Below are 20,914 nucleotides of genomic sequence, written 5' to 3' on the forward strand. Positions count from 1 at the left end.
AAGCAATGGCGCGGCCTCGCCACCCGCTACGACAAGCTCGCTCTGACCTACCGCGGCGGAGTCGTCCTCCGCGCCATCACCATCTGGCTCAAGGAATTAGGAGACATGCCCTAGCGGTGACGGGCGGAGGGACTATAGGGCTGCTGCTGGATTACGCGCCCGGCGGTTCCCTCGGAGATCTGGTCGGCAGCAGGGCCAAGCTCACCATCGGGGAGACGGTCACTGTGCTCACCCCTATTGCCCAGGTACTTGGCTACCTGCACGGTCAGGGGTTCACCCACGGTGACGTATCGCCCGGGAACGTCCTCTTTACAGGTCATGGCAAGCCAATGCTGTCCGACGTCGGCATTGCCAGGATGGTGGGTGATGTTTCAGCAGTGCCGGACCATGGCACCCCGGGGTTTATGGATCCGGCACCGGTGGACGCCGTGAGGGCCGGGCTGCAGCCGGAACGTGACGTCTACTCGGTGGCGGCCCTGGGGTGGTACTGCCTCACGGGCCAGCCGCCACGCCGGACCGCCGACCGCCCACCTCTCTCACTCCTGCTCCCCGACGTTCCTGCCGAGCTGGCCGCTGCCCTGGAGGCGGGCCTTAATGAGGACCGGCGGCTGCGGCCCACGGCTGTTGAGCTGGCGACGGCGGTCTACCGCAGTGCCCCGCCGCTGCCGGTCGACCTTGCGTCCTCCGTCCACGCCACGGTCATCCCGCAGCTGCTGACGCGGCGCCGCGTCCCGAAACATCCCGGCGGAGCAGTAAGGAACCGTCTCCGGGCGTTGCGGCGCCGGATTTCGACGTCGCGCTGGTCTGGGCTGGTGGGAGCGCCGCAGGTCCTCCCGTTCCCGGTCGGGGAGGAAGCGGAGATGCCGCTGGTGCGTGCACCAGCGCTCCGCGAACCAGAGGCCAAGGCACCAGAGGCCGGCAGCCCAGCCGCACCGGCTCAACCGGTCGACGGCGGAAAGCCGGCGCCGCGCGGCAGGCACGCCGTGGAACCCGGGCCCAAGGATCACGAACCAATCCTCGGGGCCAAGCGTCGGACGGTGGCGTCGCAGAAGTCGGTGGATCCCGGCCCGAACCGGCGCGGCGGGCGTGCGCGGCTGGCCGGACGCAATCGGGGCACCGTGCTGCTGGCAGTGGGAGCCGGTGCCATCGTGGCAGGCGCCATCTGGGCCGCCGGTGCCTTTGCGCCGGACGCGCCGTGGGTGGCGCCCGCTGGGACAGGGGCGGTGGCCGCCGGCTCCGGTGACAGGACCCGCGGACCGGCCGAGGCGGACAGTGCGGATACCGGAGAGGCGGACACCATGCTCGCCGCCGCAGGCGTCCCGGCCGCCGCTGCGGCGCAGCTGGATTCGGCGGACCCGCTCGACGCAGTCCGGGGACTGGCCGCCGTGAGGTCCCTGGCCTTCAGCTCCGGCCGGCTGGAGCTGCTGGATCTGGTTAATGCCCCGGGATCGGCGGCTTCCGCCGCGGATGCAGGCCTCAAAGCTGAGCTCCAGGTGTCCGGTCACGTCCTGGCCGGATTCACCAGTTCCGTATCGAACCTGCACGTCCAGCCCGGCAGTCCAACCGGCCAAGTTGTTGTCAGTGTCACGTCAGCCACGTCGCCCTATGAGGAAAGGGACGCTTCCGGAAAAGTCGTGGCAGCAGGCGCGCCGGTGGCCGCCCAGAACCTCCGGCTGGTGCTGGTCTCCGTTGGCGGCCGCTGGCGGATTACGGACGTCCTGCCGGGGTCCTGACTGTCTGGCTCAGCCCATTCCCTCAGACTCAGTGCTTGCCGGCCACCCAGGCAGCGCCCTCGGCCAGCGACGGGTGCTGCCACTGGAATCCGGCGGCTTCAAGTACCGCCGGTTCCATCCGCTGGCTGGGCAGGATGAGTTCGTCGGCCAACTTCCACATGACCAGGCGCAATGCCGGCGCCGGCACGCGGAAGATTGCGGGCCGGTGCAGGGCCGACGCCAGCGCGGCGATCAACGTATTGACGTCTGTGTCTTCGGGGGCGCACACATTGACCGGTCCGCGGATTCCGGCGCCCACCAGGAAGAGGAAGGCGGCGGCGACGTCCGGCACAGTGATCCACGGCCAATACTGCCTGCCATTGCCCAGCGGACCGCCCACCCCGAGCCGAAGCAGCGGCAGCAACCGGCCCATGGAGCCGCCTGAACGGCCGAGCACAATCCCGGTACGGGTTGTCACCACGCCGACGCCGTCGGGCGCCTCATGGGCGGCGGCCTCCCACTCGACGCACAGGCGGGCCAGGATGCCCGAACCTGGCGAGGCGTCTTCCCGGAGCTGCGCGGGCCCTGAATCGCCGTAGTACCCGGACGCCGACTGGCTGATGAACGTCCGTGGCGGGTCGTCGAGTTTGCCCATGGCCGCGGTCAGCGTGCTCGTGGCAGCCAATCGCGAACTCAACAGCGTGTCGATTCGGCGGCGGGTCCACGGCCTGTCCCCGATCCCGGCCCCGGCGAAGTTGATCACTGCGTCGGCGCCGGCCAGCGCAGCCGGATCCAGCCGGCGCGCTGCGGGGTCCCAGCGGATTTCGGCCGGGGACGCAGGCTCGCGTCGGACGAGGGTGGTCACGTTATGGCCTGCTTCTCGCAGCGTTGCGGACACATGGGTCCCGATCAGCCCTGAGGCCCCTGCAATGACGATGTGCATGATCCATCTCACCACGGTCCGCACGCCGCCGGTACCTCCCTCGGACCGTACCGGGAGTTGACTATGATCGAACGATGACTTCTTCGAGCTACTTCCGGTTTCCGCATGTCCACGGCGATCTGGTCACGTTTGTGGCAGAGGACGACGTGTGGTTCGCACCGCTCAGCGGCGGCCGTGCATGGCGGGTGTCGTCGCTGCAGCTGCCCGCCCGCAACCCGCGGTTTACGCCTGACGGCCAGCGGCTGGTCTGGACTGTTATCCAGGGAACCGCCCCGGAAGTGGTCTCGGCGGAGGTCGACGGCGGTGGCTACCGGCAACTGACGTATTTCGGCCATGCCACAACCAAGGTCAAAGGCTTCACCGCGGCCGGCGACGTAGTGGTGACCAGCGCGTTCCGCCAGGCTGAAAGCCGGCACACCTATGCTTACAGCGTCCCGGTTGAGGGGGGGTCGGCTGAGGAGCTCCCCTTCGGGCCGGTCGAATCCGTCGCCTTCGGCCCGGAAGTGGGGGACGAGCGGCCCGTTGTCCTGGCCAGCGTGCTCTCCCGTGAACCGGCCTGGTGGAAGCGGTACCGCGGCGGCACCGCGGGCAAGCTCTGGATTGACGCCGATGGAAACGGGGAGTTCGAGCGTCTGGTTCCCGACCTCGACGGGAACCTCGCAGATCCGCTGTGGGTGGACGGGCGCATCGTGTTCCTGTCAGACCATGAGGGTTACGGAAACCTGTACTCGGTGTTGCCCAGCGGCGGCGATCTGCGACGCCACACCGACCACGAGGACTTCTACGTCCGGCACGCGTCCACTGACGGTGAGCGGGTCATCTTCGAATCTGCCGGTGAGCTCTGGATCCTGCACGATCTGTCCTCTGCCGCGGTACGGCTGGACATCTCGCTGGGCTCCGCGTCGCAATCGCGCCGCCCGGGCCTGCTGAAAACCTCTAAACACCTGGGCGCGGTGGTGCCGGATGACAGCGGCTCCGCCAGCGCCGTGGAGGCCCATGGCACCCTTCACTGGCTCCGCCACGAGGACGGCCCCTCCCGTATCGTCGAGGCCACCCCGGGTGTCCGGGCACGGCTCCCCAGGCCGCTCGACGGCGGCCGCATCGCTTACGTCGCGGATCACGACGGCGTGGAAGCGATCTACATCAAGAAGATTGCCGCGCCGGTCCCCGACACCGTGGTTCCTGCCGTCACGGCAGCCCCGGTCGCCGCGCCCGCCGCAGCCGATCGGAACCAACCGGAAGCGCCACTGCCGAGGCCGGTTCCCGCGGCGGCATCATCCGCAGCGGTGAATGCCGACGCCGTTGTCCCGGTGCCCGATGACTCCCCTGCCGGCGAATCCCCGGCCGGCGTGGTCCACAGCCCCGCGGAATCCGCCGTCAACACAGGACCGTCCGGCCTGCCGACCCGCATCGCCTTCCCCAAGCCGTCACGCGCCAGCGCCCTGGAAGCGAGCCCCGACGGCCGGTGGCTTGCCGTGGGGACCTCCTTCGGCGACATATATGTGGCGGAAACAGCCACCGGGGAACTGGCCCTGGTCACCAGCATCGGCGAGGGCACCATCGCGGAACTCGCATGGTCTCCAGACTCACAGTGGCTGGCCTGGTCCGAACCCGTCACGTCGTTCGGCTCCCGGAGCCGGCTCCGGCTGGCCAACGCCACGGACCTGGCGGGCGGCATCGTCGAGATCACAGACGGCCGTTTCTGCGATGTGTCCCCAAGTTTCACGCCGGACGGAAAGTTCCTGGCCTTCCTGTCCAACCGCAGCTTTGACCCGGTCTACGACGGGCACTCGTTTGACCTGTCCTTCCCCAGCCCCATCAAGCCGTACCTGGTGGCACTGGCCGCCGCGACGCCGTCGCCGTTTGGCCCCGCTGTTGACCTGGCCCCCGGTGCAAACACGGACAGCACGGATGCAGACGCCGGGGCAGGTCCCGCGGTCCGTGTGGATCCGGCCGGGTTGGCGCACCGAGTCATCGGCGTTCCCGTGCCCCAGGGCAACTACACCTCACTGACGTCAACGGAGGGCGCACTGCTGTGGCTGGACTGGGCCCTGGCAGGCGTCACCGGCGACGGCAAAGCCAGCCAGGAAGACAAGGACGCCCGCCCCAGCTTGGTTCGGTTCGACCTGGCCCGCCGGAAGTCCGCCACGCTGGTGGAAGCCCTGGATAGCTACCGGCTCTCCGGCGATGGCAAGAAAGTGGTGCTGGTCAACGACAAGAAGATCAGCGTGGTTCCCTCTGCCGCGAAAGCCGATGAGGAATCCGGCCAGCTGGTCAAGGTGGACCTGGGCCGCATCCGCGTGATGATGGATCCTCTCAGCGTCTGGGGCCAGGCGTTCGACGAAGCCTGGCGCCTGCAGCGCGATTTCTTCTGGGCGGAAGACATGGCAGGCCAGGACTGGGAGTCGATCCACAAGCGGTACCGACCGATCGTTGACCGGTTGGGGTCCCACGACGACCTGGTGGACCTGCTCTGGGAGCTGCACGGGGAGCTGGGCACCTCGCACGCCTACGTTCGGCCCACAGCGGTTACGGAGAACGGCAGCAACGGCCAGGGACGGCTCGGCGCAGACTTCGCCTTCACACCGGCCGGCTGGGAGATCACCCGCATCCTTGCCGGCGAGTCGTCCGACCCGCTGGCCACATCGCCGCTGACCCGGCCCGGCGCCGCCGCGATGGCCGGGGACGTCGTCCTGGCCATCGACGGCGTGCCGCTGTCCGCCACGGTGAACCCCGCGATGCAACTGGTGGGCGCTGCCGGACGGGCTGTGGAGCTGACACTACGCAACGGAGCCGGGCATGGCGCCGACGCAGGGGAGCAGCGGCGGATCGCCGTGATCCCGGTCAAGGACGAGGAGCGCCTGCGCTACCAGGAGTGGGTGGCCGCGAACCGCCGGACCGTCCGAGAGGCCTCCGGCGGCCGCTACGGGTACCTGCACATCCCGGACATGATGGCCAACGGCTGGGCGCAGCTGCACCGTGACCTGGACACCGAAACTGCCCTCGACGGCCTCATCGTGGACGTCCGCCGGAACCGTGGCGGCCACACGTCCCAGCTGGTGGCGGAGCTGATTGGCCGGAAGGTCACCGGCTGGAGCATGCCCCGCGGCGAACGTCCGCGGACCTATCCGCACCACGCGCCGCGGGGTCCGGTGATCATCCTCGCCGATGAATTTGCCGGGTCTGACGGCGACATCATCACCCAGGTCTCCAAACTGCGGGGGATCGGCCCAGTGATCGGCACGCGCACGTGGGGCGGTGTGGTGGGGATCGATAACAGGTTCTCCCTGGCAGACGGCACCGGCGTGACCCAGCCGCGGTACGCCACCTGGTTCGGTGCCGGCGTGGGCTGGTCCGTGGAGAACTACGGCGTGGATCCCGACATCGAGGTGCTCTACCCGCCGCACGCTTATGCCGCAGGCAGGGACCCCCAGCTGGAATACGGGATCGGTGCGCTCAAGGAAATGATCCAGGAGCTGCCCACCGACAAGCCCCCGGTCCGCGAAGGCTACCGTCGCCTGAAGCCCGCTCCGCTTCCGGCCCGCCGACACGTCGACTAAGGCCGGCCCTGCACCAACAGACAGAGGAGGCCCTGCCCCTTCCCGGTTAGTCCGGGCGGGAGCAGGGCCTGCTCTGTCTCAGGAGCGGCGGCAGCCGTCTGAGTGGATCAGGATTCCAGGGATGCGTCCAAGGTGATCTCGATACTGGCCAGCGCGCCGGAGACCGGGCAGCCGGTCTTGGCCTCGCCGGCGATCCGCTGGAACTCCTCTTCGGAGATGCCGGGAATCTTCGCGGACATCGTCAGGTGGCTCCCCGTGATGCCGGTGCCGGGAACGAACGTCACGTCGGCTTTGGTGTTGACTTCCTCCGGAGCATGTCCCGCCTGGGCGAGCATATTGCTGAACGCCATCGAGAAGCAGCTCGCGTGCGCTGCGGCGATCAGTTCTTCCGGGCTGGTCTTGCCCTCGGCCGCTTCGGTGCGTGCCTTCCAAGTAACGTCAAATGTGCCAAGGCCTGAGCTGTCCAGCGTGGTGTGACCCGACCCTGACATCAGGTCGCCGTTCCATACAGTGTGTGCGGTGCGTGTTGCTGCCATGTCCACTCCTCAAAGTCGGTTCGAACCGGGACCGGCCGTTGCCTGGCCCCGCCGGTTCCAATCCTAGGGATTGAGCGGCAGCTGTGCACAGAGTGTCCGCTCTCAGTGGATTGTGACTGTGCGCCCAGCGCCCAGCCGCCTGGCGACTATTGCCTGGCGACTATCGCCTAGCGGTTATCCGCCCGGCCGATAAACAGCGACGGCGCCGCTCCCGGTCGAGGGGAGCGGCGCCGTCGTGGGTGGTTCAGCCAGAGATTAGTTCCACAAGGTGGCGATGGCCACGTTGAGCAGCGCAAGTCCGCCAACGCCGTGGGCCAGGCCCTTGCTGATGTCCTCGCCCTTTTTGTATTTGCGGCGGCCGATGAAAGCCAGCACGCCGACGGCCAGGGCGATCACGAACTTGATGCCCAACTTGAAGTAGTTCGCGTCCATGTCCAAGGCAGGGATCAGGCCCATCAGCACAACGCCGGTGATGAGCTGAAGAGCCGCGCCATCGAACTGCCGGGGGTGGACCGTGGGGGTCTTCATGTTCCCGATCCAGATGCCGACGATCATGGCGGCGCCGACGATGTGCAGGAAAACCACGATGTTGTACACGATAATCATGGGCCCAGTCTACGCAGACGTTCTACACCATGTAGTAAGGCCGGCCGCAGGGTTTTGTGTGTGTCGGCGGAGACAGGGGCGCCTCGCCTTAAACCGCGACGGCGGTGCTCGCGTCCCAGTGGTTTCCCACCGGAGCGTGCACCGCCGTCGTTCGGTTCTGCTTTGGGATTAGAGTCCCAGGTCGGCCTCGAAGGCGCCTTCTTCAAGGCGGGCCTTCAGGGTCTGGAGGAAGCGTCCTGCGTCCGCGCCGTCCACCAGGCGGTGGTCGTACGTGAGGGACAGGTACATCATGGAGCGGATGGCGATCGAGTCGTCACCGTTCTCATCGGCTACCACCACGGGGCGCTTGACGATCGCGCCGGTGCCCAGGATGCCCACCTGCGGCTGGTTGATGATGGGGGTGTCGAACAGGGCGCCGACCGAACCGATGTTGGTGATGCTGAACGTTCCGCCGGACAGCTCGTCCGGGCCGATCTTGCCGTCGCGGGTGCGCCCGGCAACGTCAGCGATCTTGCCGGCCAGCCCGGCCAGGTTCAGGTTGCCGGCATCGGAGATGACCGGAACCAGCAGGCCCTTGTCCGTGTCCACGGCGATCGCCAGGTGCTCGGCGTTGTGGTACGTGATCTCCTGCTTGTCCTCGTCGTATGCGGCGTTGAGCTTGGGGTGCTGCTTGAGTGCCTCGGCAACCGCCTTGGCGATGAACGGCAGGAAGGTGAGCTTGACGCCGTTCTGGGCCAGGAACGAGTTCTTGGCCTTCAGGCGGAGCTTGGCCACCTTGGTCATGTCCACTTCGTGCACCTGCGTGAGCTGCGTGGAGATTTCGAGGGATTCGCGCATACGGCGGGCGATGACCTGGCGGATGCGGGGAGCCTTCTGCGTGGTGCCGCGCAGGGAGGAGGCTGCCGGACCGGCCGGAGCGGCGGACGGCTTGGCCGGGGCGGCTGATGCGGGAGCGGCCTTGGCTTCTGCCGCGGCGAGGACGTCCTGCTTGCGGATGCGGCCACCAACGCCGGTGCCGGACAGTGATGCGACGTCCACGCCGTGCTGGTTTGCCAGCTTCCGGACCAGGGGAGTCACGTAACCGGACTCGCCGCCGGCCGCGGGCTCGGCTGCGGGTGCCGGGGCTGCAACGGGAGCAGGTGCCGCTGCCGCAGCAGGTGCCGCCGGAGCGGCCTCTGCCTTGGGTGCTTCGGGTGCGGGCGCGGGTGCGGGCGCCGGAGCTGCTGCTGGTGCCGGCGCGGAGGCGGGGGCAGCCGCGCCGGAGCCGATGACGGCGAGAACTGCGCCAACCTCGGCGGTTTCGTCTTCGTTGACCCGGATTTCCTGCAGCGTTCCCGCGACGGGGGACGGGATTTCGGTGTCAACCTTGTCCGTGGATACCTCGAGCAGCGGCTCATCCACTTCAACGGTGTCGCCTACGGCCTTCAGCCAGCGGGTGACGGTTCCTTCGGTGACGCTTTCGCCCAGTGCCGGGAGGGTGACGTCGTGGCTTTCGCCGTCCGACGCGGCGGGTGCTGCCGCTGCGGGAGCTTCTGTCTCCGGGGCCTTTTCAGCGGGTGCTTCTTCGGCGGGTGCCTCTGCAGCCGGTGCGGCGGGTGCTTCTTCGGCCGGCGCTGCTGCTTCGGGGGCTGCGCCGCCGCCGGAGCCGTCGCCGATGCGGACCAGGGGAGCGCCTACTTCGGCGGTCTCGTCTTCGGCCACAAGGATTTCCTCGATGATGCCAGCAATCGGAGAGGGGATTTCGGTGTCCACTTTGTCGGTGGAAACCTCGAGCAGCGGTTCGTCCACCTCTACCCGGTCACCTACCTGCTTGAGCCAGCGGGTGACGGTTCCTTCGGTGACGCTCTCACCGAGGGCGGGCAAGTTAACGGATTCAGACATGTCGTCCCCGTTCTCCTTATTGATCTTTTGTGCGGATGATGGCTGGCTTGTTCGAGCTTAGTGCACCCGGCGGGTCACGCCGGGTGCACCAAACGCTGTTGTCTTGCTGGCTGTAACTAGCCGTGGAGCGGGCGACCGGCCAGGGCCATTGCGGCCTCGCCGAGTGCCTCGTTCTGCGTCGGGTGCGCGTGGATGAGTCCGGCAACATCTTCCGGGTAGGCTTCCCAGTTGACGATCAGCTGGGCTTCGCCGATCTGCTCGCCGACGCGGGTGCCGATCATGTGGACGCCAACAACAGGGCCGTCTTTTTCGCGGACGAACTTGATGATGCCGCCGGTGCCCAGAATGGCGCTCTTGCCGTTTCCGGCCAGGTTGTATTCCGTGCTTTCAACCCTGTCATCGCCGAACTTCTCCTTGGCGGCCTTCTCGGAGTAACCCACCGAGGCAATCTCGGGATCGCAGTAGGTGACCTTGGGGACGTTGATGTCGTCAACAACCACGGGCTTCAAGCCGGCGATTTCTTCGGCGACGAAGATCCCCTGCTGGAAACCGCGGTGTGCCAGCTGCACGCCGGGAACGATGTCGCCGACGGCGTAGACGTTGCCGACGCCGGTGTGGAGGCGTTCGTTGGTGATCACGAAGCCGCGATCAACCGTGACTCCCGCTTCTTCGAACCCCAGGCCCGCCGTGGACGGTCCGCGTCCCACAGCAACGAGCAGAAGGTCTGCTTCGAAGGTCTTGCCGTCCACCAGGGTGACCTTGACGCCGTCGTTGTCCTGCTCGACGCCCTGGAAGAAGGTGCCGGTGTTGAACTTGATGCCGCGCTTCTTGAAGCTGCGCTCCAGGACCTTGATGATGGATGCGTCCTCGTTGGGCACCAGGGACGGCAGGCCCTCAATGATGGTGACGTCCACGCCGAAGGACTTCCATACCGAAGCGAATTCGACGCCGATGACGCCGCCGCCCAGGACGATGACGCTCTTGGGCACGTAGTCCATCTTCAGGGCTTCGTCAGAGGTGATCACGCGGCCGCCGATTTCCAGGCCCGGAAGGGAGCGGGAGTAGGAACCGGTGGCGAGGACGATGTTCTTGCCCTTGTAGGCCGTGCCGTTGACGGTGATGGTGTCCGGGGCGGTGAGCTTGCCTTCGCCCTCAATGACGGCAATGCCCTTGCCCTTGATCAGACCCTGCAAGCCCTTGAACTTACCGGCAATGATGCCGTCCTTGTAGGCGTTCACGGCGGTCATGTCGATGGACTGGAGCTCTACGTTGACGCCGTACTTGGCGCCGTCGCGGGCGTGGTCGGCAACTTCTGCGGAGTGCAGCAGGGCCTTGGTGGGGATACAGCCGTTGTGCAGGCAGGTGCCGCCCAGTTTGGCCTTCTCAACCAGACCAACGGTGAAGCCAAGCTGTACGGCCCGCAGGGCTGTGGCGTATCCGCCGCTGCCGCCACCTAGTACCAGGATGTCAAATTCTTGCGCAGTTGCCTGATCGGCCACTTAAACGCTCCCTCGCGTGAACGATGACGCGATCGTGCGCATCATCTGGTCTTGAACTTGTACTGCCGTGATTATGCCAGCAGGCAGGTTCTCGTGCATTTGTGACTACCGTGGTTCACCTTAGCGAACCCCTCATCCATGCTCCACCTTGGCGCCGCCTTTGTGGGGCGCTTGTGTCGAGTGTCACGCGGCCATGTGGCCACGGGATCACGCCCGTTTCTGCAGCGGCCATGACAAACGGCCGCGGGACAACTCAACAGCAAGGTCAGGTGGCTTTGGGGTCAGGCAGCAGCCGCCAGGATGTCCTCCACGTAGGCAACCAGTGTGCGGACCGTGCAGCCCGTGCCCTGCTTGTGGGTGTAGCCGTACGGGCTTCCGTTGTTGAAGGACGGGCCGGCGATGTCGATGTGCGCCCAGGGGATCTGCTCCCCGTCTTTGCCCTTGCCCACAAACTCGCGCAGGAAAACAGCCGCGGTCATCATGCCGCCGTGGCGCTCACCGATGTTGGCGAGGTCGGCCACCTGGGAGTCGATGCTCGGGCGCAGCTCTTCCGGCAGCGGCATAGGCCACACCAGCTCGCCGGCACGGTCGGCGGCGGCCTTAAGCGGCCCGGTGACGCTGTCCGAGCCCATCACGCCGGCGGTCCTGTTGCCGAGGGCGATGAGCTGCGCGCCGGTGAGGGTGGCAACGTCGATGATGGCGTCAGGGTATTCACGGCTCGCCGCGACGATGCCGTCGGCCATGACCAGGCGGCCTTCTGCGTCGGTGTTCAGCACCTCTACGGTCTTGCCGCCGAACATGGTGAGGACGTCGGCCGGCCGTGAGGCGGCACCGGAAGGCATGTTCTCCGCGATACAGAGCCAGGCGGTCGCCTTCACCGGCAGGCCAAGTCCTGCGATCGCCAGCACAGTATTAAGGACGACGGCGGCGCCCGCCATATCGCTCTTCATGTCGCCCATGCCCAGGGCCGGCTTGATCGAGATTCCGCCGGTGTCGAACGTGATGCCCTTGCCCACCAGTGCGATTTTGGCGGTGGCCTTGGCGGGGGCGTATTCGACCTTCACCAGGCGGGGCTGGCGGGTGGACCCCTTGCCCACGCCCATGATGCCGCCGAAGCCTTCCTTTTCGAGGCGCTTTTCGTCCCAGACCGTCACCTTGACGGGAAGGCCCTTGGCCAGCTCCTTGGCGGCCTCGGCGAAGGATTCGGGGTACAGGTGGCTGGGCGGCTGGTTGACCAGGGACCGCGTCGCGTTGACGGCTTTGCCGACCAGGCCGGCCCGTGTCAGTGCAGAGCGAAGCGCATCATTGGCAGCAACGTCTGTGAGGATCACCGCGTTGCGGACCGGTTCCTTCAGCCCGTCGTTGGACGACCGGTACTCGGTGAAGGAATAGGCGCCCAGGGTGGCACCCTCGGCGACCGCCGCGACGTCGGCGACTCCCGCCGTCGGGAGCGCGAGGACAACGGTGGGCAGGCCTCCGAGCTGGCGGACGGCGGAACCTGCGGCACGCCGCAGGGCCTCTTCGGTCAGCGGACGGCCAGCGGCCACCTTGCCGACGCCGGCGAGAACCAATACCCCGGCGCCGGTTTCCGGCAGGCCGGGCAGCCGGACGATCTGGTCAGCGGCGCCGGTGACGCCCAGAACCTTCAGGGAATCGGTCAGCGCTTCAGCCGATTTCGCGGTCAGCGGGTTCTCAAGCAGGACGGGACCGTCCGATCCCTGTCCCACGCCGATGACCACGGCGTCACTGGGGGTCCTCTTCAGGTCCTTAGCGAGGGTACTAAGGTTGATTTCAGTATTCTTGACCATGGGGTAAGTCCTCAATTCTCGAAAAGGCTGTTCGCGCTGGTATGGATGTCAGGCGCTCGGCCATGGAAATCCGGCGGCCGTCCGATCGGGACGTCGCCGGGGTGCCGGTAAACCCGTCCGGCAGGCCATTCACGATCGTAGCCGCTGCGGGCCGCGGCAGCGGAATCTCCTGAGACCTGCGCCACACCGGCTGGCGGAATGCCGGGGTGCCTGGCCGCGTTGTACAAGATAATCACCCGACTCCTTGAAAGGACGACGCCGTGCTTGAACGGATTTCCGGTTCCCTGCTGGACCCCGATGCGCTCTATGCGAGCAACATCGAGCTGTTCCACAGCCCGGCGCTCCGCGGGCTGAACCTGGTGATGGGTTTCACCGGTTTTGCCGATGCCGGCCACGTGGTGAAGCAGATCAATGCGGAGCTCCTGGACACCCTCGACGCCGAGCCGGTGGCTGTGTTCGACGCCGACCAGCTCATCGACTACCGGTCGCGGAGGCCCCACATCTCCTTCGTGGAGGATCATCTGCAGGACTATCAGCAGCCGGAGCTGGCACTGTACAAGCTGACAGACGGGCTCGGTAGCCCGTTCCTGCTGCTTGCCGGTTTTGAACCAGACCTTCAATGGGAGCGGTTCGCGCGCGCCGTCGTCGGCATTGTGGAAAAGCTGGACGTGAACCTCGTGACCTGGATCCACTCCATTCCCATGCCAGTGCCGCACACGCGCCCTGTGGGTGTGACCGTCCACGGCAATCGTCCGGAACTGATCGAGGGCATTTCGGGCTGGAAGCCCACCGTCGACGTTCCGGCGGCCGTGGGCCACATTCTGGAGTTGCGGCTGATGGAAGCTGAGCGCAATGTTGCCGGCTACGTGATCCACGTTCCGCACTACCTTGCCGAGGCGGAATACCCGCCGGCCGCCGTAGCCGGACTTGAATTCCTAGGTGCCGCGACGTCACTGATGTTGCCTGCGGACCGGTTGCGCGAAGCCGGCCGGGAAGTGGGCCGCCAGATTGCCGAGCAGGTCGCAGCCTCGGAAGACGTGCAGCAGGTGGTCTCCCGGCTGGAAGAGCGGTACGACGAGAAGGCCGAAGGCACCGTCCGGCGCTCGCTCCTGGCTGATGAGAATGACGAACTGCCCAACGGGGACGAGCTGGGCGCAGCAGTGGAGGCCTACCTGGCTCGCGAGAACCCGCACCCGTAGCCCGCCCCGCGGCGTCCGCCTGGTAGGCGCCTGCCCTGGACCGGGCAGCAGCCCGGGCATAATGAGGGGGTGACTGCACCCCGCGCCTGGCTGATCTGGACCATCGGCATCTTCGCCTACCTGGTGGCCGTCTCCCAGCGCACGTCATTCGGTGTGGTGGGACTTGAGGCCACCGAGCGGTTCCATGCCGGCGCGTCCGCCATCTCCTTCTTTACCGTGCTCCAGCTGCTGGTCTACGCAGGCCTGCAGATCCCCGTAGGCCTCCTGGTGGACAGGTTCGGCTCGCGCATCATGATCGCCGGTGGAGCCGTCCTGATGGGTCTTGGGCAGCTTCAGTTGGCCTTCGCCGACACCATCCCCGGCGGTGTGGCGGGGCGGGTACTTGTGGGCGCCGGCGACGCCATGACTTTTATTTCCGTGATCCGCCTGATTCCCTTGTGGTTCGCGCCGGCCCGGGTTCCCTTAATCACCCAGCTGACCGGCATGTCGGGCCAGCTCGGGCAGCTGTTCAGTGTGCTGCCTTTCGCCTTTGTCCTGCATTCCTTTGGCTGGACCCCCGGCTTCCTGATGCTCGCCGGCATGGCTGGCTTGGCGGTAGTCCTGGTGCTGGTGCTTTTAAAGGACCACCCGCCCGGTGCGCCCGCCCCGCAGGCGCGGCAGGGGTTGAAGGCCACGGGCGCCTCGCTCGCGCGGGCCTGGCGCCAGCCGGGTACCCGGTTGGGGATGTGGAGCCACTTCACCATCCAGTTCAGCGGCACCGTCTTCGCCATGACCTGGGGATATCCGTTCCTGATCTCGGGACAGGGCCTGGATGCCGCAACCGTGGCCGGCCTGATGATCTTGTACGTTGCGGCGGCGATGGCCGTGGGCCCCTTCATCGGGCAGTTCGTTTCCCGTCACCCGCTTCGCCGGTCAACCATAGTGCTGCTCATCGCCGGCGCAACGGCCGCCGCCTGGGCCGCGGTGCTGCTGACGCCTGGCCGCTCCCCGCTGTGGTTGCTGGCGGGCCTGGTGGTAGTTCTGGCCATCGGGGGGCCAGGATCGATGATCGGGTTTGATTTCGCGCGGACGTTCAATCCCGCGCACAGGATCGGTACAGCAACGGGCATCGTGAATATGGGCGGCTTCATCGCAGCCCTCGTGGCGATCTTCCTGATCGGCCTGGTGCTGGATGTCCTGCGGGCCAGCGGCTACTCCGACGGAGTCCTGTACGGGCTCGAACCGTTCCGGATCGCACTCAGCGTTCAGTTCCTGCTGCTGGGGTTTGGCGCCGCCATGACGCTTATCTGCCGGCGGAAAGTACGGCGTCAGATGGCCGCGCAGGGTGTTGTGGTGGCACCGCTCCTTCGGGCCATGGCGCAGCAGCGGCGGGCGAACCTGGCCCAGCGGCGTCAGCGCGACCCTGCGGGCAAAGACTGACACCTTTCCTGCACAGGCAGGTTATTCACATACGGGAAGCTGGCGCTTCACGGCGGCTGGCACTGCGCCAAAGCTGGAAACATGAAACCCTCAGAACACCTGACCGTCCGAGGCCCTGAAGACATCCTCGGTTTCATTCCGCATTCCCTGGGCTACTGGCCGGCAGACAGCCTGGTTGCGATGACCCTGCAGGGGAACCGGCTGGGAGCAACACTGAGGCTGGATCTTCCAGGCCCGGAAACTCTCGCGGACCCGCGGGACTACGCCCGCACCGTGCGCGATTATCTCCAGGCTGACGAGAATGCCGATGCCGCCCTGCTGGCCTGCTTCACCAACGACGGCTGGATGGAACCACCTGGAACCTACCGCGGGCTACTGGAAGCGCTGCGGTCGGTCCTTGGCGCCGCGGGGATGCCGGTACGGGACGCTTGGTACGTCGGTGACGCCTTCTGGCGTGATGCTTTTTGCACCGACCCGTCCTGCTGCCCCTCGCCGGGCCGGTCTGTTCAGGCGATCCGGGACAGCATGCTTAATGCCGAAATGGTCTTCCGCGGCAGCAGCGTCGGGCCCGCGCCGGAGGACGGTGCCCATCCTCCGCCCACGCTTTCCGGCGAGGACAGGGCAGCCATCCTTTCCACCGAGGAAACGTGGGCGGCGCAGCTGAACCGGCGCCGGGCGAGCAGGGAGCAGTTTGGCCAGCTGATGGTCCAATGGGAGGCATTGCTGGCCCACGTGCCTGGTCAGGCGCTGCCGGTCAATGACGTTGCCTTCCTTCGTGCGTCGCTCCGGGTCCCGGCCTGGCGTGATGCCGTCCTGGTGATGGCCGCCGCCGGTCAGCCGGCTGCCCAGGCGGGGGCCGAGAAATTCGGCATCTTCGATGCCGGCTGCATCCTGGCTCCGGTGGGGCCTGCACTCCTGGCCCCCTCCCCTTCCGGACTTCCAGCGTCGGGAGCAGGACTGCCAGGACGGGCGCCTGCCGGACCGGGTACCAAAGGCATGCCGGGCATTCCGGGATATGGCGAAGTCCTGTTGGGGCTGGACCCGGTGGTTCCCGCGTGGCACTCACTTAACAGCCTTGACGCAGTACTGGAACAGCTGTCGGCGTGCGGCGGGCAGGCCGGTGCGGCCGCACTGACCGGGCGTGGGTGGATCGCGTGGTGCAGGGGGCGGGGGTCCTACGCTGCCGCCTACCTCGGCCGCGCCCTTGAGGAGGAACCCGGCTACCGGCTCGCTGAACTCTTGCTGGAGCTGGTGCGGCGCGGCACCCTCTGCGGCTGGGCTGCACGCAAGGGGGCCGCCTGGCGGAAATTCGAACCGGATGCAGCGTGACCGGTTGCACCTTGGCCAGTTGCAAGCCCAGGTTTGCCGCCATCCCGGCCGCGAAGGCTGCAGGCGTGCGGCCCAGGCCCGATGGCGCCAGCTCCGGGTATGGGGGCAGCCTTGAGGTCGGGTTTGGGAAAACCGTGAGACAATGGTTGCCGAGACCCGGTTGGGTCCGTGGATCAAGTGCATGTGATGTAGCCCGGTCGGGAACATTACGGCCGCCCCGGCAGTTCTACTTGTAGACTCTGCCGGCCGTGGTTGCACCTGATATTCATCACGGACTTGACAGGGTCATAGTGGTGTTGCCCGTATGGTGATTCCACAGACCGCCGCTAGAAAGGTTTTCTGTGACCCCGTCTTCCGCGAAGAAGGAACCCGCCGCCCAGGACGATTTGTCCCCTGAGGCGAAGCAGGCTGCAACGAACGCCAAGCGAGCAGCGACGCGGGCAGCCAATAAAGCCATCAAGGATGCCGCCGGTGAAACCGGTTTGGACGGCAAGCCTGAGCCCAAGAAGCGCGGGCCCAAGCCCGGCGCCAAAGCCGCTGCCGAAGCAGCCGGAAAATCCGCGCGCGGCGCATCGGACGATGATGAGGAAGTTGAGGAGGACCTCGACGACATCAACATCGCCGATGACAGCGAGATCAACGCCGCCAAGGCCGCATCGGCAGCCACGGGCAAGGGATTCGTCTACTCGGATGCCGATGACGACGATGCCCCTGTCCAGCAGGTGATGTCGGCCGGCGCCACGGCTGACCCCGTCAAGGACTACCTCAAGCAGATTGGTAAGGTTGCGCTGCTCAATGCCGAGCAGGAAGTGGACCTCGCGCTCCGGATCGAAGCCGGACTCTTCGCCGAAGAGAAGATCAACGCCGACGACGGCTCGATGGACCCCAAGTTCAAGCGTGAACTTGAGTTCGTCATCCACGACGGCAAGCGGGCCAAGAACCACCTGCTCGAAGCCAACCTCCGGCTGGTGGTCTCGCTGGCCAAGCGCTACACCGGCCGCGGCATGCTGTTCCTGGACCTCATCCAGGAAGGCAACCTGGGCCTGATCCGCGCTGTCGAGAAGTTTGACTACACCAAGGGCTTCAAGTTCTCCACGTACGCCACGTGGTGGATCCGCCAGGCGATTACCCGCGCCATGGCAGACCAGGCCCGCACCATCCGCATCCCGGTGCACATGGTCGAAGTCATCAACAAGCTGGCCCGCGTGCAGCGCCAGATGCTCCAGGACCTGGGCCGCGAACCCACGCCCGAAGAACTGGCCCTCGAACTGGACATGACTCCTGAGAAGGTCGTGGAGGTCCAGAAGTACGGCCGCGAACCGATCTCCCTGCACACCCCGCTGGGTGAAGACGGTGACTCCGAGTTCGGCGACCTCATCGAGGACTCCGAGGCCGTGGTACCCGCTGATGCCGTGAGCTTTACGCTTCTACAGGAACAGCTGCACTCCGTCTTGGATACCCTGTCCGAGCGCGAAGCCGGCGTGGTGGCCATGCGTTTCGGCCTGACCGACGGCCAGCCGAAGACTTTAGACGAAATTGGCAAGGTCTACGGTGTTACGCGTGAGCGCATCCGCCAGATCGAATCCAAGACCATGTCCAAGCTCCGCCACCCGTCACGGTCGCAGGTACTGAGGGACTACCTGGACTAGAACAGGACTCAGGCAGCGCGGGTCACCTTCCGCCCATCATCTTCGGATCGATGGGTGTGAAGGGGGCCCGCGTTTTCTTGTCTTTGGCTTCATGACAAAGAAAGAGGACCCCTCCAGCTGGAGGGGTCCTCTTCGAGGTGTATCAGGTTGTGTGCGCCTGGTCAGTCGACGGATACGGGAGCTTTCTCGTGAAGCCGGCCCGTCTCATCGTGCCAGTCGGAGCTCAACGGCCTCAGCGTAGCCTCGATTGCACGGGCATGGTGGCCGCAGAACAGCAGCTCACCGCCGGAGGACTCGAGTACAGCGCGGACATATGCCTGAGCTCCGCAGCGATCGCACCGGTCCAGTGCGTTGAGTGTGCGGTCTGCCACTGCTGTTGTCATGTCGGCCTCCTTAGTAGATCTGTATGTCTATATAACCAGTATTCGTACCAAACCCATCGCAAGGACGGGTCAAGTTCGCTGTCCGCGTAGCCACAAGAATCGATCAAGGCGCCGGTTTCGGTCACGGAAGGATAACGAGTGGCCTCGCCCACAGCCTGGGGGAAGTGTGGCAGCTCCCCGTCCGCTGCCGCGCCGACTAGGCTTGATGGAGCGCCCGCAGCGCCAGCTGTTCCGTCACTGAAGGAGTTCACAACCCGTGGCACCAAGTTCTGATTACACCGCCCGGCACCTTTCTGTCCTGGAGGGCCTCGAGGCCGTCCGTAAGCGCCCCGGCATGTACATCGGCTCCACTGATTCGCGCGGGCTGATGCACTGTCTATGGGAGATCATCGACAACTCGGTGGACGAAGCGCTTGCGGGATTTGGGCACGACATCAAGATCATCCTGCACGCGGATAATTCGGTGGAAATTCACGACGACGGCCGCGGCATCCCCGTGGACGTGGAACCCAAGACGGGACTCACCGGCGTCGAGGTGGTCTTCACCAAGCTCCATGCGGGCGGCAAGTTCGGCGGCGGGTCTTACACCGCCTCCGGCGGCCTGCACGGCGTGGGCGCCTCAGTGGTGAACGCCTTGTCTGCGCGCCTGGACGTGGAAGTGGACCGCGGCAGCAAGACGTACAAAATGTCGTTCCGGCGCGGCGAGCCGGGGCGTTTCCAGGATCAGGGATCCAAGCTGGACCCGTCGGCAGTGTTCGCGCCGTTTGTGGACGGCTCGGTACTGGACGTGGTGGGCAAGGCGAAGCGTGGAGTGACCGGGACCCGGATCCGCTACTGGGCGGACCGCCAGATTTTCACGCCGGACGCCAAATTCTCCTACGACGAACTGGCCGCACGGGCACGTCAGACCTCTTTCCTGGTACCGGGGCTCAAGCTCACCGTCCGCGATGAGCGCAGGCTGGCCGGTACCCCCGGTGAAGCAGCTGGCCACGAGGAGGTGTTCCACCACGACGGCGGCCTGTCCGAGTTCGTGGACTTCCTCGCCGCCGATCCCGCCGTCACCGACGTCTGGCGGCTGCACGGTTCAGGCAAATTCAAGGAAACCGTGCCGGTACTGGACGAACGGGGACACAGCCAGCTCGCCGAGGTTGAACGTGACTGTGAAGTGGACGTGGCGCTCCGCTGGGGCATCGGCTACGACAGCACCGTCCGCAGCTTCGTCAACATCATCGCCACACCCAAAGGCGGAACCCACCAGTCAGGCTTCGAGCAGGCGCTGGTCAAGACGTTCCGGAAAGCAGTGGAGGCCAACGCCCGCAAGCTGAAGGCCGGCAACGACAAAATCGAGAAGGACGACATCTTCGCCGGGCTGACGGCTGTGCTGACGGTCCGGTTGGCCGAGCCGCAGTTCGAGGGCCAGACCAAGGAGATCCTGGGCACCTCCGCTGTCCGCGCCATCGTCTCGAAGGTGGTGGAGCAGGAGATCACCGCGAAGCTGAACTCAGCCAACCGGAACGACAAGGCGCACTCTGCGCTGCTGCTGGAAAAAATCGTCAGCGAGATGAAGTCCCGGATTTCCGCGCGGGTGCACAAGGAGACCCAGCGGCGCAAGAATGCCCTGGAAACTTCGTCCATGCCCACTAAGCTCGCCGACTGCCGGACGGACGACGTCGACCGTTCCGAACTGTTCATCGTGGAAGGCGACTCCGCACTGGGAACTGCCAAGCTGGCACGGTCCTCGGACTTCCAGGCGCTGCTGCCGATCCGCGGCAAGATCCTGAACGTGCAAAAGGCGTCCGTAGGGGACATGCTGTCCAATACGGAGTGCGCTGCGCTGATCCAAGTAGTGGGTGCGGGATCCGGACGTAGCTTCGACATCAATGCGGCCCGCTACGGCAAAGTCATTCTGATGACCGACGCCGACGTCGACGGCGCCCACATCCGGACCCTGCTGCTGACACTCTTCTTCCGGTACATGCGCCCTATGATCGACGCGGGACGGGTCTATGCTGCCGTGCCGCCGCTGCACCGGGTAGAGGTCATCAACGCCGGGCAGAAGGCCAACGACATGATCTACACCTACTCGGAGGCGGAACTCCACGTGCTCCTGGCCCGCCTGGCCAAGGAAGGCAAGCGCTACAAGGAGCCGATCCAGCGGTACAAGGGCCTGGGCGAGATGGACGCCGGACAGCTCGCCGAGACCACCATGGACCCGCGGCACCGGACACTGCGCAAGGTGGGCATCGAGAACGCCAAGCATGCGGAGGACACTTTCGACCTGCTGATGGGATCCGATGTTGCCCCCCGCAAAGACTTCATCATCGCCGGCGCCTCCAGCCTGGACCGGGAGCGGATCGACGCCTGACGTCCGGTGATGGCTCGCCCCACGA

Annotated in this window: 15 protein-coding genes and 1 pseudogene; 8 read left to right on the forward strand and 8 right to left on the reverse strand. The window is 66.1% G+C overall.

Annotated features, from left to right (window positions below; all coding sequences use genetic code 11):
- Together ACZYZ4_RS17245 and ACZYZ4_RS17250 are read left to right on the forward strand one after the other, a co-directional pair.
- Positions 1-114, forward strand: a pseudogene (locus ACZYZ4_RS17245) (IS5/IS1182 family transposase); the annotation flags it as partial.
- A 2-nt stretch (positions 115-116) separates the two neighbouring features.
- Entirely contained in the window at positions 117-1,733 is a 1,617-nt protein-coding gene (locus ACZYZ4_RS17250; protein ID WP_463862854.1) for a serine/threonine protein kinase, read from the forward strand.
- Between the two features lie 28 nt (positions 1,734-1,761).
- Here the strand turns inward: ACZYZ4_RS17250 and ACZYZ4_RS17255 are convergent, their stop codons facing one another.
- The gene (locus ACZYZ4_RS17255) at positions 1,762-2,655 is read right to left on the reverse strand and encodes a TIGR01777 family oxidoreductase (RefSeq protein WP_463862856.1); all 894 of its coding nucleotides are present in this window, start codon (positions 2,653-2,655) and stop codon (positions 1,762-1,764) included.
- Between the two features lie 74 nt (positions 2,656-2,729).
- On the opposite strand from ACZYZ4_RS17255, the gene ACZYZ4_RS17260 reads away from it, so the two are divergent.
- A complete protein-coding gene (locus tag ACZYZ4_RS17260) occupies positions 2,730-6,215 on the forward strand; it encodes a S41 family peptidase (RefSeq protein ID WP_463862858.1) in 3,486 nt (1,161 codons plus the stop codon).
- A gap of 107 nt (positions 6,216-6,322) precedes the next feature.
- Here the strand turns inward: ACZYZ4_RS17260 and ACZYZ4_RS17265 are convergent, their stop codons facing one another.
- From ACZYZ4_RS17265 to ACZYZ4_RS17290, 6 genes are all read right to left on the reverse strand, one after another.
- On the reverse strand, positions 6,323-6,751 hold the full coding sequence (locus tag ACZYZ4_RS17265) for an OsmC family protein (protein ID WP_463862860.1): 429 nt from the start codon (positions 6,749-6,751) through the stop codon (positions 6,323-6,325).
- Between the two features lie 255 nt (positions 6,752-7,006).
- Entirely contained in the window at positions 7,007-7,357 is a 351-nt protein-coding gene (locus ACZYZ4_RS17270; RefSeq protein WP_463862862.1) for a hypothetical protein, read from the reverse strand.
- A gap of 168 nt (positions 7,358-7,525) precedes the next feature.
- Positions 7,526-9,238, reverse strand: coding sequence for a 2-oxoglutarate dehydrogenase, E2 component, dihydrolipoamide succinyltransferase (sucB, locus tag ACZYZ4_RS17275; RefSeq protein ID WP_463862864.1), 1,713 nt, complete (start codon positions 9,236-9,238; stop codon positions 7,526-7,528).
- 116 nt (positions 9,239-9,354) lie between these two features.
- Complete coding sequence (gene lpdA, locus ACZYZ4_RS17280) at positions 9,355-10,737, reverse strand: dihydrolipoyl dehydrogenase (RefSeq protein WP_463862866.1); 1,383 nt, start codon at positions 10,735-10,737, stop codon at positions 9,355-9,357.
- A gap of 281 nt (positions 10,738-11,018) precedes the next feature.
- The gene (locus ACZYZ4_RS17285; RefSeq protein ID WP_463862868.1) at positions 11,019-12,545 is read right to left on the reverse strand and encodes a leucyl aminopeptidase; all 1,527 of its coding nucleotides are present in this window, start codon (positions 12,543-12,545) and stop codon (positions 11,019-11,021) included.
- Between the two features lie 11 nt (positions 12,546-12,556).
- Positions 12,557-12,781, reverse strand: a complete 225-nt coding sequence (locus ACZYZ4_RS17290) for a hypothetical protein (RefSeq protein ID WP_463862870.1) — start codon at positions 12,779-12,781, stop codon at positions 12,557-12,559.
- A gap of 24 nt (positions 12,782-12,805) precedes the next feature.
- Between ACZYZ4_RS17290 and ACZYZ4_RS17295 the strand changes: the two genes are divergently transcribed.
- The 4 genes from ACZYZ4_RS17295 (at position 12,806) to ACZYZ4_RS17310 (ending at position 18,141) form a co-directional block, all read left to right on the forward strand.
- On the forward strand, positions 12,806-13,744 hold the full coding sequence (locus ACZYZ4_RS17295) for a proteasome assembly chaperone family protein (RefSeq protein ID WP_463862872.1): 939 nt from the start codon (positions 12,806-12,808) through the stop codon (positions 13,742-13,744).
- Positions 13,745-13,813: 69 nt separating this feature from the next.
- Complete coding sequence (locus ACZYZ4_RS17300) at positions 13,814-15,163, forward strand: MFS transporter (RefSeq protein ID WP_463862873.1); 1,350 nt, start codon at positions 13,814-13,816, stop codon at positions 15,161-15,163.
- Positions 15,164-15,244: 81 nt separating this feature from the next.
- Positions 15,245-16,492 carry a DUF4192 domain-containing protein gene (locus ACZYZ4_RS17305; protein ID WP_463862875.1) on the forward strand — a complete coding sequence of 416 codons (1,248 nt, stop codon included), beginning with the start codon at positions 15,245-15,247 and terminating at the stop codon, positions 16,490-16,492.
- A 341-nt stretch (positions 16,493-16,833) separates the two neighbouring features.
- Positions 16,834-18,141, forward strand: coding sequence for an RNA polymerase sigma factor (locus ACZYZ4_RS17310; RefSeq protein ID WP_463862877.1), 1,308 nt, complete (start codon positions 16,834-16,836; stop codon positions 18,139-18,141).
- A gap of 161 nt (positions 18,142-18,302) precedes the next feature.
- Here the strand turns inward: ACZYZ4_RS17310 and ACZYZ4_RS17315 are convergent, their stop codons facing one another.
- The gene (locus tag ACZYZ4_RS17315; RefSeq protein ID WP_463862879.1) at positions 18,303-18,524 is read right to left on the reverse strand and encodes a DUF7455 domain-containing protein; all 222 of its coding nucleotides are present in this window, start codon (positions 18,522-18,524) and stop codon (positions 18,303-18,305) included.
- A gap of 256 nt (positions 18,525-18,780) precedes the next feature.
- Here ACZYZ4_RS17315 and ACZYZ4_RS17320 point away from each other — a divergent pair, with 256 nt between their 5' ends.
- Complete coding sequence (locus tag ACZYZ4_RS17320; RefSeq protein ID WP_463862882.1) at positions 18,781-20,889, forward strand: DNA gyrase/topoisomerase IV subunit B; 2,109 nt, start codon at positions 18,781-18,783, stop codon at positions 20,887-20,889.
- Positions 20,890-20,914 lie beyond the last annotated feature (25 nt).

It is taken from the genome of Pseudarthrobacter adonitolis (assembly GCF_055412845.1).

What these genes read in the sequence shown, in the direction of transcription:
- ACZYZ4_RS17260 (WP_463862858.1), top strand. Translation starts at nt 2,730, where the DNA reads ATGACTTCTTCGAGCTACTTCCGGTTTCCGCATGTCCACGGCGATCTG.
- sucB (WP_463862864.1), bottom strand. Translation starts at nt 9,238, where the DNA reads ATGTCTGAATCCGTTAACTTGCCCGCCCTCGGTGAGAGCGTCACCGAA.
- ACZYZ4_RS17265 (WP_463862860.1), bottom strand. Translation starts at nt 6,751, where the DNA reads ATGGCAGCAACACGCACCGCACACACTGTATGGAACGGCGACCTGATG.
- ACZYZ4_RS17305 (WP_463862875.1), top strand. Translation starts at nt 15,245, where the DNA reads ATGAAACCCTCAGAACACCTGACCGTCCGAGGCCCTGAAGACATCCTC.
- ACZYZ4_RS17285 (WP_463862868.1), bottom strand. Translation starts at nt 12,545, where the DNA reads ATGGTCAAGAATACTGAAATCAACCTTAGTACCCTCGCTAAGGACCTG.
- ACZYZ4_RS17270 (WP_463862862.1), bottom strand. Translation starts at nt 7,357, where the DNA reads ATGATTATCGTGTACAACATCGTGGTTTTCCTGCACATCGTCGGCGCC.
- ACZYZ4_RS17315 (WP_463862879.1), bottom strand. Translation starts at nt 18,524, where the DNA reads ATGACAACAGCAGTGGCAGACCGCACACTCAACGCACTGGACCGGTGC.
- ACZYZ4_RS17255 (WP_463862856.1), bottom strand. Translation starts at nt 2,655, where the DNA reads ATGCACATCGTCATTGCAGGGGCCTCAGGGCTGATCGGGACCCATGTG.